Raw genomic sequence first — 13,343 nt, forward strand, 5'->3', positions numbered from 1 at the left:
AAATAACTTATATAGATGCTGAAATAAATTCAGCATGACGATCAATATAATGATCTTACAATCCTTAAATCCAAAAAATCTTAATCATGGATAATAGAGTAAAAAAAGCGCTTAGCGCCACCATTAATAAATATGCTGAGGTTTCAGCTACCAATGTAGACGGTTTTGAAACTGAATTGTTAGCTGCTTTTGAGCTTGATGTTAACTTTTTAGATAAAGCAACTGCTTTTGATGCCGTTTTCGATTCTTACCCGAAATTTGAAGAATTACGCGAAGTATTTTTCGATTTATTAATGGTGAATTTCTTTAGCAGTGACGTACAGAAACTGGAAGACGACTATTTAGAAAGTGATGAATGGGCGAACATCGAAGAAGAAACCATAGATAGAGGAACAGAATTGTTAAACCTTCTGCTTTACATTAAAGAGTGTAAGGATGAAGATTTAGATCCTGAATTGGGCGATTTCCTGAAAGAATTTTTATTGGTAGAAGACGATGAGTTTCAGGATGAATTTGAGATTTACGAAGAACTGATCAGTAATCAACAATTAGCAGAAACCAGTGTAGAAGAGATTTGTAAAACAGCTGCAAATTTAAATATCAGTGAAGAAATGCAAGAATTGTTTGTTCCATTTATGACTTTTTTCCTCGATGTTGAGGGAAGTGCAGAAACAACGAAAGAAATAATTCAGTATAGCAGTAACAAATCGTTCGATTCTGCTACTTATATATTAATTACAACAATTAATAATTAAATTAACTTATCATGGAACAACAATTACTTCAAGAAGAAAAGAAGCCAAATGCGTTGGCATTTAAAGTTGCAATAAGCTTTGCCGTTTATTCGATTGTTTTAATTTTTATTCTGAAATTTTTAGGCATCGATTCGGTAGATCCTGATTTACCAATAGCAGAAAAAGTCATTGCGATGGTTTTATCTTATGGAGTTTTTATCCTGGCAATATTTTATACTCAGGTGACTTATAGAAAGATGCTTGGTGGTTATATTACCTATGCTAAAGCTTTTTCTACAGGATTTAAAGTAGCTGCCTATGCAGGATTATTTGTAGGATTGCTGTTTATTTTATATTATAAAGTTCTAGATCCTTCAGCTTTGGATAGAGTAGCTGATTCAGCCATTGAAAAAGCGAACGGCAATGAGCAACAAATTAAAGGAATAGAAATGATGCGTGGTTACATGTGGGCCTTTACAGCATTTGGAGCTGCGATTGTTTACACCATACTAGGTTTGATAATCAGTCTGATTACAGCTGCAATAGTTAAAAAAGAGCCTAGTTTATAAGCTGCTTAAGACAAGAATTAAATATCAAAAATTTTGAACGTGCAGGTTTTATCATTTAATTTGATGAAATTTGCACGTTTTACTTTAAACAAACCTCGCAGGTTTTTAAACGGCGTAGCCCTCAATGAGGCAACGGAAAACGTAGATACCCCGAATTAAACCTGCGAGGTTTATGCTTAAAAAATGGATATATCAGTTGTAGTACCCTTATTTAATGAAGATGAATCTTTGCCAGAATTGACGGCTTGGATTGATAAAGTGATGATCGACAATAATTTCAGTTACGAAATTATTTTGGTTGATGATGGTAGTACCGATAGATCATGGGAGGTGATTGAAGAATTAAGATTTCAAAACCCTGCCATTAAAGGCATTAAGTTTAGAAGGAACTACGGTAAATCTGCAGCCTTAAATGTTGGTTTCGAAGCTACTCAGGGCGATGTGGTCATTACCATGGATGCTGATCTGCAGGATAGTCCGGATGAAATCCCTGAATTGTACCGCCGCATTAAAGAAGAAAAACTCGATCTTATTTCGGGCTGGAAGAAGAAACGTTACGATCCGATTACTAAAACTATCCCTACAAAATTATTCAACGCCGCTACCCGTAAAATGAGCGGTATAGAGCTGAACGATTTTAACTGTGGCTTAAAAGCTTACCGTAGCGATGTAATCAAAACCATCGAAGTTTACGGCGAAATGCACCGTTATATCCCGGTAATTGCCAAATGGGCAGGATTTAGTAAAATATCCGAACAGGTGGTAGAACACCGTGCCCGCAAATATGGCACAACAAAATTCGGCTTCAGTAGGTTTATAAACGGCTTTTTAGATTTACTTTCTATATTCTTTGTGGGTAAATTCGGCAAGCGCCCAATGCACTTTTTTGGTTCATTAGGCGTTTTAAGTTTCTTGCTTGGAACATTTATGGCCCTTTGGATGATTGGTGTAAAACTTTATCATATTGCAGCAGAAATTCCTTATAAAAGAGAAATCACCGATCAGCCTTTATTTTATATTTCCCTGGTTGCAATAATTGTAGGGTCTCAAATGTTTTTAACTGGTTTTGTAGCCGAATTGGTTACTCGTAATGCACCAGAAAGAAACCAATATTTAATAGAGAAGAGGGTATAAGGCAAAAGGTTTAAGGCGTAAGGTTTTATACGCCATAAACCTTCAACCCTTTACCTTCTGCCTTTTACCTTTAAAAGCATGTTTTTCTCCATCATCATTCCACTTTACAATCGTCCTCAAGAAATTGACGAACTTTTAAACACCCTAACTAAACAGACTTATTTGCAGTTTGAAGTTTTGGTCATAGAAGATGGTTCGAAAAACGATGCAAAAGCAATTGTAGCTTCTTATGCAGATAAACTGGACATTAAATATTACTTTAAAGAAAATGCCGGACAGGGGTTTGCCCGTAATTTTGGTTTCGAAAGGGCAACAGGCGATTATTTTGTTATTTTCGATTCAGATTGTTTAATTCCTGCAAATTACCTCGAAACGGTTAAAAACTATTTGTATGAGCATCATTTAGATGCCTATGGCGGTCCGGATGCTGCACATGATAGCTTTACGCCTGTACAAAAAGCAATTAGTTATGCCATGACTTCGCCTTTCACCACTGGTGGAATCCGCGGAAACAAACAGCACGTAGGACAATTTCACCCACGCAGTTTTAATATGGGTGTTTCACGTCAGGCCTGGGAGACTGTAGGTGGTTTTATCCTGACCCGATTGGGCGAAGATATCGAATATAGTATCCGTATTCACGAAAACGGTTTTAAAATCGGGTTGATCCCGGATGCAAAGGTTTACCATAAACGCCGGACAAGCTTTAGCCAGTTTTACAAGCAGTTACACTTTTTCGGGAGAGCAAGAATCAATATTTACAAACATTTCCCAAAAGAATTAAAACTTGTACATTTTTTTCCAGCGTTGTTTACATTGGGTTTTGGTTTCACCATTTTGTGTAACTTTATATATCCTCCACTGGCATATGTTTGTAACTTCTTCTTATTGATTTACTTTATGTTGATATTTTTTCATTCATGGTCTGTAAATAAATCGTTAAAAGTTGCATTTTTGAGCATTATATCTTCATTTATCCAATTAACCGCTTATGGTTTAGGATTTATACAGGATTTATTTAAACGAGTGGTATTCAAACAACAATGATAAATTATCTAAAAGAAAGTACGTTCGCCGTTAATGATGTAATTCAAAAGGCGTGGAGCATTACCAAGAAACACTATTTCTCGATTGCTACACTATGTTTTCTGATGTTTATCACCGCAAGCGCTTCGAGCTTAATGGCCTTTTTTATTAAGGATGTAAGTAAGGCCTTGAGTGTAATCATGGTGATTATTTTTGTGCTGCTTTATTTTACCATCAATCTTTCGCTGTTCAAATACATTTTCCATTTAATGGACGATGAAGAAAACGATGTGAAAATTGTAGATACGCTTCCAACCAGGCAACAAATTATCCGGTTCTTGGTAGCTACCCTTTATTTTGTAGGTTGTATCCTTGGTGTTTATCTGGTTGTAATTTTGGTTGCTTTTCCTTTTATTTACACAGGAATTAATGTGGCAATTGTTAAAAACGTGGCCATTTCAGTTGGCATTATTGCCATCTTTATCACCTGGTTAAGAATTTCTTTCTTTCCGTTTTTTATTATTGATAAAGGTGCAACGCCTTTCGATTCGATCAAATTGAGTTTGGCTACTACTAAAGGAAATTTCACGAAGATTTTATTGCTATTGGTGGTTTTAGGCGGAGGATATTTAATTTATCTGTTGTTAAATTACCTGCAATGGCCATTGGTGGCTTTTATTGTAAATATTTTAAGTTCATTTATCATCGTTCCACTTTCTAGTGTAGCCTTAACTGTTGCATATCGCAAAATTTCGAGCGAATATAAAGGCGACGAACACCCGGATATTTTACATAATATCGTTTAAAACTAAGAATATGCTGATTGATAAAATCCTTAGTAATCTTAATAATTTTGCCGACTTGGGTAGGCAAAGGGCATTTGAACTTGGTAATCCGTATTATTATCAAGCAGCTAATGACAATGAGTATTGGAGAAAGGAAATGCCCACTGGGGAAATTTTTTTAGTGCTCTTTGAGGTTAAGTACGATCAAGACGGGCATCCAATTAAAATCGTAGATACTTTTCAGGAAAGGATTTCTTAAATATGCTTCAGCCTGAATTTTTTGTAATTACTGGCCCAAATGCAGGCGGCATATCAGATTATTATTAAAAATATCAACTTTAAAACTAGTAACTAGAAATGGGATTAAAAGCAGCATTAAGTAAACCCTTTGCGGCATTTGCAATTTGGCAGATTAACAAATGGAAGCATAATGCCCTAAATGCTCAGCATAATATCCTGAAAAAGCTGATTGAAGAGGCAAAAAATACTGCATTTGGAAAAGATCATCATTTCGCTGAGATTAAAACCTATGCTGATTTTAAAAAACATGTTCCCGTTCAAGATTACGAAGGATTAAAACCCTATGTAGATCGTGTAGTAGCAGGTGAAGCCGATGTGCTTTGGAAAGGTAAACCACTTTATTTTGCTAAAACATCAGGCACCACATCAGGTGTAAAATATATTCCACTATCGAAAGAATCGATGCCTGAGCACATCAAAGCTGCCCGTAATGCCATTTTAACTTATATTAACGAAACAGGTAAGGCCGATTTTGTAAACGGAAAGATGATTTTTTTGCAAGGGAGTCCGGTTTTAAGTGTAAAACATGGAATTAATGTTGGGCGTTTATCGGGAATAGTGGCACACCATGTGCCAGCCTATTTGCAAAAGAACCGATTGCCTTCTTACGAAACCAATATTATCGAAGATTGGGAACAAAAAGTTGATGCCATTGTTGAGGAAACCATTAATGAAAATATGACATTGATTTCTGGTATTCCACCTTGGGTACAGATGTATTTCGATAAACTTTCAGAGAAATCAGGAGGGAAGAAAATCGCCGAAATATTCAAGAATTTTAGCCTGTTTATTTATGGCGGTGTAAATTTTGAGCCTTATCGGGCAAAAATTGAACAAAGCATCGGGAAGAAAATTGATGCTATAGAAACTTACCCAGCTTCGGAGGGGTTTATTGCCTACCAGGATTCGCAAAAAGATAAAGGTTTATTATTATTGGCCGATGCAGGGATTTTTTACGAATTTGTTCCTGCTGATGAATATTACAATGATAATCCAACACGGTTATCGCTTGGTGAGGTTGAACTAGATACCAACTATGCGTTAATTTTAAATACCAATGCAGGTTTATGGGGTTACAGCATAGGCGATACGGTGAAGTTTGTTTCTAAAAATCCTTATAAAATAGTTGTAACCGGACGGATTAAACACTTTATATCTGCCTTTGGTGAACATGTAATAGGAGAAGAAGTAGAACAGGCAATTTTGAGTGTGGCCAATGAAGAACAGGTAGAAATTACAGAATTTACAGTTGCGCCCCAGGTTAATCCAGAAGCTGGTCAATTGCCTTATCACGAGTGGTTTATAGAATTTTCGTCTGCACCAAAAGACATGACAGCTTTCAGCAAAAAGGTTGATGAGGCTTTGCAAAAGAAAAATATTTATTACTTTGACCTGATTGAAGGGAACATCCTTCAGCCATTGATTATACGTACTTTGCAAAAAGATGCTTTTGTTAACTACATGAAAAGTGAAGGGAAGTTAGGCGGACAGAATAAAGTGCCACGCTTGAGTAATGATCGAAATTTGGCAGATGGGTTGGAGAGGTATATTGTTTAACTAATCTTCCTCGGTTCGTGTCCTCACGAAACGAAATGAGGAAAAGTAGGTCGTGGAGACACGAACCACAGCATTGGAGCGAAGTGCAACGCAGTCGAGAAATCTGTCTAGATAGATCTCTCTCCCGAATATTCGGGACTTCACTCCAGTCGAGATGACGATTGACTCAACAGATGCCTTTCAGAATGACAAAAACTGGTGAAACAACAAATAATTAGATAAAATGCTTAATTTAACCGTAAGCGTTACGATATTAAAAACGATTTGAAAAGAATAACCATATTAGGTTCTACAGGAAGTATAGGTACACAAGCACTAGAAGTGGTAAGGGATCATCCCGCAACATTTAAGGTTGTTGTATTATCTGCATTAAAGAATTCAGCATTACTTATTCAGCAGGCAATAGAATTTAAGCCAGCCATTGTTGTAATCTGTGATGAAAGCAAGTACGGCGAAGTTAAAACTGCTTTGTCTGCGCTAAATATTAAAGTTTTGGCAGGTGAAGCCGCATTGTCAGAAGTTGCGGCCTACGACGATAGTGATGTGGTATTAACGGCATTAATGGGATCGGTAGGATTAAAACCTACTATTGCTGCTATTAAGGCTGGAAAAAATATTGCTTTGGCCAACAAAGAAACCTTGGTGGTAGCCGGCGAACTGATTACACAACTGGCAACGGAACACCATGTTAAAATTTTACCGGTCGATTCAGAGCATTCAGCAATATTTCAATGTTTGGTGGGCGAGGAGCAGAATGAAATCGAAAAAATTTATTTAACAGCTTCGGGCGGACCATTCTTAGGCAAAACAAAAGATTTTTTATCTACAGTAAAGAAAGAGCAGGCTTTAAAACATCCCAACTGGGTGATGGGCGCAAAAATCACGATCGATTCCGCATCCCTAATGAATAAAGGTCTGGAGGTAATTGAAGCAAAATGGTTGTTTAACCTTGATGTAGATCAGATTGATGTAATTGTTCACCCTCAATCTATCATTCATTCAATTGTTCAGTTTACCGATGGATCTATGAAAGCACAAATGGGTGTTCCGGACATGAAACTGCCTATTCAGTACGCTTTAAATTATCCCGATAGGCTAAAAAACAATTTTAAACGTTTTAACTTCCTAGATTATCCAAACTTTAGCTTTCAAAAAGCCGACATGGAAACATTCAGGAATTTAGACCTGGCATTCACTTCTTTACGAAAAGGCGGGAATATGCCTTGTATTTTAAATGCTGCGAATGAAATTGTTGTTGAAGCATTTTTGAAAGATAAAATCGGTTTTCTGCAGATGAGCGAGGTTATTGAACAGTGTATGGAAGAAATCAGTTTTGTTGAAAAACCACAATTGTGTGATTATTTAGAAACTGACAAACATAGCCGTATCTTAGCCGGCGAATTAGTAACAAAAAGTATAGTTTAACATCTAACATAAAATTTTATAAGAGAATATGAATGGATTGATTATGGCGGGGCAGCTGCTGCTCGGATTGTCTTTATTGGTAATATTACACGAATTAGGGCATTTCTTGGCAGCCAGGGCATTTGGTATTAAAGTAGAAAAGTTTTATTTATTTTTTGATGCTTGGGGTTTCAAGCTTTTTAGTTTTAAAAGAGGTGATGTTGAATATGGAGTGGGATGGTTGCCACTTGGTGGTTATGTAAAAATTGCCGGAATGATTGATGAGAGTATGGATACTGAGCAAATGGCTCAACCTGCTCAGCCATGGGAATTCCGTTCTAAACCAGCCTGGCAACGTTTAATCGTAATGCTTGGTGGTATTATCGTAAACGTAATTGTCGGTATTTTTATCTTCTGGATGTTAACCTTCAACGTCGGGCAAAATTATACCGTTAACAGCAAACTGAACGATGGTATTTCTGTAGGTGCAATTGGGAAAGAAATCGGTTTAAAAAATGGAGATAAGATTTTAGCCATCAACGGCAACAAGTTAATCCGTTTTGAAGATGCTATATCGAGCAAAGTATTGTTTGATGGAGCCCAGTTGACCATTTTAAGGGAGAATAAAACACTTTACATTTCTGTTCCGGATATTATTTTAAATAAAATATCGAAAAACGATAAAGAGAATTTTATCTCGCCCAGATACAAGATGGAAAGCGTAGAAAAGGTAAGCGCACCTGATGAAAAAGCAGATAAACCATCTTTTTTTGATAAACTGTTTGGCCGAAAGTTCGAGAAACCCGTATATCCAGCTTATGCTGCAGGGATTAAACCGGGCGATAGTATTTTATCGGTTAATGGAAAACAGATTACTTTCTTCGATCAGTTTAAAGAAGAGGTTTCTAAAAACAAATTAAAACCAATTGCCATTAATGCCCTACGCAAAGGCAAAGAAGTAAAGTTCGATCTTAAAGTAAGCAAAGATGGAACGATTGGAATTATCCCTAATTTAAAAATGCCTGAAACTGCTCATGTAGATTTTGGCTTTATAGAGTCGTTACCAGTTGGTGCAACCATGGCATGGAGCACTTTTGTAGATAATGCAAAAGGCATTGGCAAAATGATAACCGGAAAGTTAAGTGCGCGTAATATCAGCAGCCCGATTGGGATTGCAAAGGTGTATGGCAGTACTTTCGACTGGGTTAAATTCTGGACTTTAACAGGATTAATTTCGATGGCACTGGCATTTATGAATTTATTACCTATTCCTGGCTTAGATGGAGGCCACGTAGTATTTCTTTTGATCGAAATGGTGCAACGTAAGCCGGTAAGTGAAAAAGTACTGGAAAAGGCGCAAATTGTGGGTTTTGTGATCTTGATCTGTTTAATGGTGTTTGCTTTTGGTAATGATATTTTAAAATCTTTCGGTAAGTAAAACCAAATTTATATCATTGCCGCAGATGCGCAGATTTGACGAATCAATCTGAACATCTGCGGCTTTTTAATTTAAGATGCACCATGAGCGCAGCAACAACAGATATTAATTATTTCGATTTTTACGAGCTACCGATCCAGTTTAATCCAGATCAAAATGCAGTTAAAATAAAATTTTATGCATTTAGCAAGCAGTTTCATCCCGATTTTTATGCCAATGAAAGCGAAGAGAAGCAGCAAGAAGTACTCGATCTGTCAACTTTGAACAACAAGGCTTACCAGACACTGACCAATGCTAAAAAACGCTTAAAATATGTGCTGGAATTAAAAGGGATTGTAGAAACAGATGAAGGTTATCAACTGCCACAATCTTTTTTAATGGAAATGATGGATGTAAATGAGGCTTTAATGGATTTGGAGTTTGATCCAGATGCCGAAAAGCTTGCGCAGGTAAAACGCGATGTTGATGCCATAGAAAAAGACCTGGCTAACGAACTGAATGATCTAATAGGCCGTTTTGATAGCAACCCAATAGCATCCGATGCACTACTGCCCTCGATTAAGGATAATTTTTACCGGCAGAAATACGTTGATCGGATTAGGGAACGCTTGGAGAAATAGGAGTGGATGGAAGATCTCTGATGGAAAATGGATGAGGGCGTTAGTCCGTAAAGTCAGGTGTCAGAGGTACGAAGACAAAAGTTCGAGGTTGTCAATCTGATCGGAGTCGAAGGCTAACTTCGTGTGCTTTGCGCCTTCACTCTGTGCTCTTTGCGGTTAAGCCCTAAACCTTCCGCCTTCGACCTTTATAAAACACCCGATTGTAAAATCATTTTTTAGTTTTTGATAGGCAAAAGCTTTGTTTTACTTTCGGAGCAAACAATCAGATCAATGAATAGTTCTCTTTCAATTTTTCGTAAAGTAGCCGTAGCGGAAGGCATATCCTATTTGCTTTTATTATTTGTAGCTATGCCGTTAAAGTATTTTGCAGATCTTCCTTTGTATGTAAAATATACAGGATGGGCACACGGATTATTATTTGTATTATATGCAGCCACCTTAGTTTTGGCTTGGCAGGAACAAAAATGGAAGTTTGGTAAAGCCGTTTTCATCTTTTTAGCATCACTTTTACCCTTTATGCCCTTTGTAGTCGATCGCAAATTGAAAGATGAAAGAGCGCTAAATTAATTGCCATTATACAAATTACTTACCTTAGTGTTATATGCGTTTAACAAATGATCGCCAGAGGTAGGTTAGATATCCGTTTTACCGAACTTTTTAAGGGTGCATTATACTGTATTGGTAGTGCTTGCGGCTTTAAAAAAGAACAGCCTCAGTTTCCGGAAGGGCAGTTGCCCTGTCTTTCTGTTCGTACAGGTTTACATCTCGTATTAGAAGCACTAAATCTTGAACCTGGTGATGAAATACTGGTTGCAGATATTAACATCCCGGATATGTTTGCAATCATTGCTGCGTATCATTTAGAAGTTGTACCATTACCTATAGATAAAAATACACTAGGTATATCTGCCGGACAGATAGCGGCAGCTATTACACCCAAAACAAAGCTGCTGCTCATTACCCATTTATTTGGTGCCGTAATGGATACCGAAGCACTGCTTAATATAGCCAAATTGCATAATCTGATTGTAATGGAAGATTGTGCGCAAGCTTATGATGGAATTTATGAAGGTAATTTAAAATCGGACGTGGTATTGTTCAGTTTTGGACTAATTAAAACGAATACAGCTTTAACCGGAGCAATACTTTGTATTCGAAACGAGCAATTACTGGCTGCGGTAAAAATATTGAACAATAGACTGCCGGTGCAAAAAGGTAATCGATACTTCAAAAAAATAATTAATGCTACCCTGATTAACATTCTTGTCGCAAGATGGCCATTTACCATAGCTTATTGGCTTTGCAAGCAATTTGGTAAAGACTTTGATACGCTTATTACTGGTTTTACAAGAGGTTTTCCTGGTGCAGACGTAATGGAGAAAATCAAATACAGACCATGTTATGCTAATTTGTGTATGTTGCAGCATAGAGTGAGTAATTTTGATCAATCTCGTATTCATAAAAGGAAGGCACTAGCAACCCTATTGTTACAGGATGTAGACCCACAAAATATTAGTGGTAATGCAAACTTAAGGCATACCCACTGGGTAATTCCGATAGTAGCGGCTAATCCATCACTGTTAATCGATAAATTAAGAGAAAAAGGATTCGATGCCACTTCAAAAGCCTCCAGTTTAGTTAAGAAAGGTTTCACGGGTTTGCCGCCAAAAACCTCAAATGAGCTAATACTTCAAAATTTAGTTTATCTGCCAATGGATATGAAAATGAGTAAAAAAGAAGTTAAACAATTGAACCAGTTGTTATTAGATAATGTGTTAAAAGGTGAAGGTTTTAGTAAATCAAATCAGACATAAAAAGAAGCAAATAAAATTTGCGAATTAAGTGCTTAATTTATACATTTGCATCCCGCTGAATAAGCAAATGCCCAGCTGGCGGAATTGGTAGACGCGCTGGTCTCAAACACCTGTGGGAAACCGTGCCGGTTCGACTCCGGCGCTGGGTACTGAGCCGGAAAGATAGTTTTTCGAAACATTCTTTCCGGTTTTTTTATGCTCTAAATCGTTGTTTATTAGGCGCATAAACTACTTTCTCTGAACTTCGCCAAATTTTTAGTTCTAAAATAATCCGATAAAAATTCATTTTTTACAATACACCTCTCCGAACTACAGAAATTATTTATCCTTCTTATGGCTGTCTGCTGATAAACTAAAAGAACTTGCCCGATTGTTTGGCAGAATGAATAAAAGCACAAACGAACAACATCTTTAGGCGTCTCTATGCAGGATGAAGCAGGATGGTTGGGCGCGCCGCGTTTTATATATTAACCGGAAATAAACCAGCAGCTATATAACGCTTGCTGTAATGTATAACCAAATATATTCCGGAATTTATGAAAAGCATCCATTCTTTTATGCTTGCAGCCTTTATGCTCGTTAGTATTACCGTTTTTGCCCAACCCAAAACACCAGATTGGGTAAGCAAGGCGGGTGCGAGGACATTCAGTTTTAAACAGAATAATTACCTTGTAAACAAATATGGCGCGATAAACGATGGTAAAACTTTGGCTACAAATGCCATTCAAAAGGCCATTGATGATTGTGCGGCAAAAGGTGGAGGCATAGTTTCTTTTGAAGCGGGCAAATACCTAACAGGCTCAATATTTATTAAAAATGGAGTCAATTTAAAGATCGATGAAGGTGTTGAAATTTTAGGTAGCCAAAACATTAAAGATTATCCTGAAATTGATACACGTGTGGCTGGCATCGAAATGAAATGGCCAGCAGCGTTGATCAACATTCTAAAACAAGATAAAGCTTCTATTTCGGGCAAGGGATTGATTAATGCCCAAGGCAAACCATTCTGGCAATATTACTGGAATTTAAGAAAAGAATATGACCCGAAAGGGTTAAGGTGGATTGTAGATTATGATGCCAAACGCCCAAGAACGATACTGGTCGAATCGGCTAAGGATGTGGTCATCAAAGATATTCATGTGCAACAGGCTGGATTTTGGACCGTGCAGATTTTGTACTCTTCTTATGTAACGGTAGATCATATTACCATTCGGAACAACGTAGATGGCAGCGGCCCGAGTACTGATGGAATTGATGTCGATTCTTCGCTATGGACACTGATTGAAAATTGCGATATCGATTGTAACGATGATAATTTCTGCCTTAAAGCCGGTCGCGATTGGGATGGTCTAAGGGTAAACCGACCAACCGAGTACGTGGTAATCCGCAATTGTGTGGCGCGTAAAGGCGCAGGCTTACTTACTTTGGGTAGCGAAACATCAGGCAGTATCCGCCATGTGTGGGCCACCGATCTGGTAGGCTATGGAACGGGTAACGCGATTAATATTAAATCGGCCAAAACAAGGGGAGGTACAGTAGAAGACGTGTATTTCGGTAACATTACCATGCATGGTGTGGGCAATGTGATTCAGGTAAATCCAAACTGGAACCCTTCTTACAGTTATTCTACTTTACCAGCTGGGTACCATCCAGATTCTATCCCCGCACATTGGACCAAACTTTTAACCCATGTAGAACCAGCAAGCAAGGGTATTCCTAAAATACAGAACATCAACGTGTTTAATGTTACCGCTACCGGTGCTAAAAAGGCAATCAATGCCATTGGTTTTTCAGAAACCATATTAAAAAACTTTAACCTCTCAAACCTGAAAATAGAAGCAGCTACTGCCGGAACGATCGATTTTGGACAAAACTGGACCTTTGATCGGGTAAATATTACAACTACAGACCAAAGTACGTTGAAAGTAAGTAATTCAGTAAGTGTAAATCCTTAGCTGTTTC

General features: G+C 37.5%; 13 protein-coding genes and 1 tRNA gene. All 14 read left to right on the forward strand.

Annotated elements, in window-relative coordinates:
* Positions 1-86: 86 nt before the first annotated feature.
* Complete coding sequence (locus J7E57_RS22790) at positions 87-755, forward strand: hypothetical protein (RefSeq protein ID WP_215125734.1); 669 nt, start codon at positions 87-89, stop codon at positions 753-755.
* A gap of 11 nt (positions 756-766) precedes the next feature.
* Entirely contained in the window at positions 767-1,303 is a 537-nt protein-coding gene (locus J7E57_RS22795; protein ID WP_215125733.1) for a DUF4199 domain-containing protein, read from the forward strand.
* Positions 1,304-1,486: 183 nt separating this feature from the next.
* Entirely contained in the window at positions 1,487-2,437 is a 951-nt protein-coding gene (locus J7E57_RS22800) for a glycosyltransferase family 2 protein (RefSeq protein WP_215125732.1), read from the forward strand.
* A 78-nt stretch (positions 2,438-2,515) separates the two neighbouring features.
* Positions 2,516-3,484, forward strand: coding sequence for a glycosyltransferase (locus tag J7E57_RS22805; RefSeq protein ID WP_215125731.1), 969 nt, complete (start codon positions 2,516-2,518; stop codon positions 3,482-3,484).
* Positions 3,481-4,269 carry a hypothetical protein gene (locus J7E57_RS22810; protein WP_215125730.1) on the forward strand — a complete coding sequence of 263 codons (789 nt, stop codon included), beginning with the start codon at positions 3,481-3,483 and terminating at the stop codon, positions 4,267-4,269. The genes J7E57_RS22805 and J7E57_RS22810 overlap by 4 nt, the downstream gene beginning before the upstream one ends.
* Positions 4,270-4,279: 10 nt before the next feature.
* The gene (locus J7E57_RS22815) at positions 4,280-4,507 is read left to right on the forward strand and encodes a hypothetical protein (RefSeq protein WP_215125729.1); all 228 of its coding nucleotides are present in this window, start codon (positions 4,280-4,282) and stop codon (positions 4,505-4,507) included.
* A 98-nt stretch (positions 4,508-4,605) separates the two neighbouring features.
* A complete protein-coding gene (locus tag J7E57_RS22820; RefSeq protein ID WP_215125728.1) occupies positions 4,606-6,105 on the forward strand; it encodes a GH3 auxin-responsive promoter family protein in 1,500 nt (499 codons plus the stop codon).
* Between the two features lie 264 nt (positions 6,106-6,369).
* Positions 6,370-7,530: a 1-deoxy-D-xylulose-5-phosphate reductoisomerase gene (locus tag J7E57_RS22825; RefSeq protein ID WP_215125727.1), complete on the forward strand. Its 1,161-nt coding sequence runs from the start codon at positions 6,370-6,372 to the stop codon at positions 7,528-7,530.
* Between the two features lie 28 nt (positions 7,531-7,558).
* Positions 7,559-8,947, forward strand: coding sequence for a site-2 protease family protein (locus tag J7E57_RS22830; RefSeq protein ID WP_215125726.1), 1,389 nt, complete (start codon positions 7,559-7,561; stop codon positions 8,945-8,947).
* A gap of 83 nt (positions 8,948-9,030) precedes the next feature.
* Positions 9,031-9,567 carry a Fe-S protein assembly co-chaperone HscB gene (gene hscB, locus J7E57_RS22835; protein ID WP_215125725.1) on the forward strand — a complete coding sequence of 179 codons (537 nt, stop codon included), beginning with the start codon at positions 9,031-9,033 and terminating at the stop codon, positions 9,565-9,567.
* Between the two features lie 270 nt (positions 9,568-9,837).
* Positions 9,838-10,134 carry a DUF3817 domain-containing protein gene (locus tag J7E57_RS22840; protein ID WP_215125724.1) on the forward strand — a complete coding sequence of 99 codons (297 nt, stop codon included), beginning with the start codon at positions 9,838-9,840 and terminating at the stop codon, positions 10,132-10,134.
* Positions 10,135-10,181: 47 nt separating this feature from the next.
* On the forward strand, positions 10,182-11,381 hold the full coding sequence (locus J7E57_RS22845; protein WP_215125723.1) for an aminotransferase class V-fold PLP-dependent enzyme: 1,200 nt from the start codon (positions 10,182-10,184) through the stop codon (positions 11,379-11,381).
* Between the two features lie 69 nt (positions 11,382-11,450).
* Positions 11,451-11,530 (forward strand) — tRNA-Leu (locus J7E57_RS22850).
* Between the two features lie 387 nt (positions 11,531-11,917).
* Complete coding sequence (locus tag J7E57_RS22855) at positions 11,918-13,336, forward strand: glycoside hydrolase family 28 protein (protein WP_215125722.1); 1,419 nt, start codon at positions 11,918-11,920, stop codon at positions 13,334-13,336.
* Positions 13,337-13,343 lie beyond the last annotated feature (7 nt).

Origin of the sequence: Pedobacter sp. ISL-64, from assembly GCF_018613605.1 — a bacterium.
Lineage (GTDB): Bacteria > Bacteroidota > Bacteroidia > Sphingobacteriales > Sphingobacteriaceae > Pedobacter.

Bases quoted from the DNA above. Each gene is read 5' to 3' on its own strand.
- J7E57_RS22790 (WP_215125734.1), top strand. From the start codon at position 87: ATGGATAATAGAGTAAAAAAAGCGCTTAGCGCCACCATTAATAAATAT.
- J7E57_RS22795 (WP_215125733.1), top strand. From the start codon at position 767: ATGGAACAACAATTACTTCAAGAAGAAAAGAAGCCAAATGCGTTGGCA.
- J7E57_RS22800 (WP_215125732.1), top strand. From the start codon at position 1,487: ATGGATATATCAGTTGTAGTACCCTTATTTAATGAAGATGAATCTTTG.
- J7E57_RS22805 (WP_215125731.1), top strand. From the start codon at position 2,516: ATGTTTTTCTCCATCATCATTCCACTTTACAATCGTCCTCAAGAAATT.
- J7E57_RS22810 (WP_215125730.1), top strand. From the start codon at position 3,481: ATGATAAATTATCTAAAAGAAAGTACGTTCGCCGTTAATGATGTAATT.
- J7E57_RS22815 (WP_215125729.1), top strand. From the start codon at position 4,280: ATGCTGATTGATAAAATCCTTAGTAATCTTAATAATTTTGCCGACTTG.
- J7E57_RS22820 (WP_215125728.1), top strand. From the start codon at position 4,606: ATGGGATTAAAAGCAGCATTAAGTAAACCCTTTGCGGCATTTGCAATT.
- J7E57_RS22830 (WP_215125726.1), top strand. From the start codon at position 7,559: ATGAATGGATTGATTATGGCGGGGCAGCTGCTGCTCGGATTGTCTTTA.
- hscB (WP_215125725.1), top strand. From the start codon at position 9,031: ATGAGCGCAGCAACAACAGATATTAATTATTTCGATTTTTACGAGCTA.
- J7E57_RS22840 (WP_215125724.1), top strand. From the start codon at position 9,838: ATGAATAGTTCTCTTTCAATTTTTCGTAAAGTAGCCGTAGCGGAAGGC.
- J7E57_RS22845 (WP_215125723.1), top strand. From the start codon at position 10,182: ATGATCGCCAGAGGTAGGTTAGATATCCGTTTTACCGAACTTTTTAAG.
- J7E57_RS22855 (WP_215125722.1), top strand. From the start codon at position 11,918: ATGAAAAGCATCCATTCTTTTATGCTTGCAGCCTTTATGCTCGTTAGT.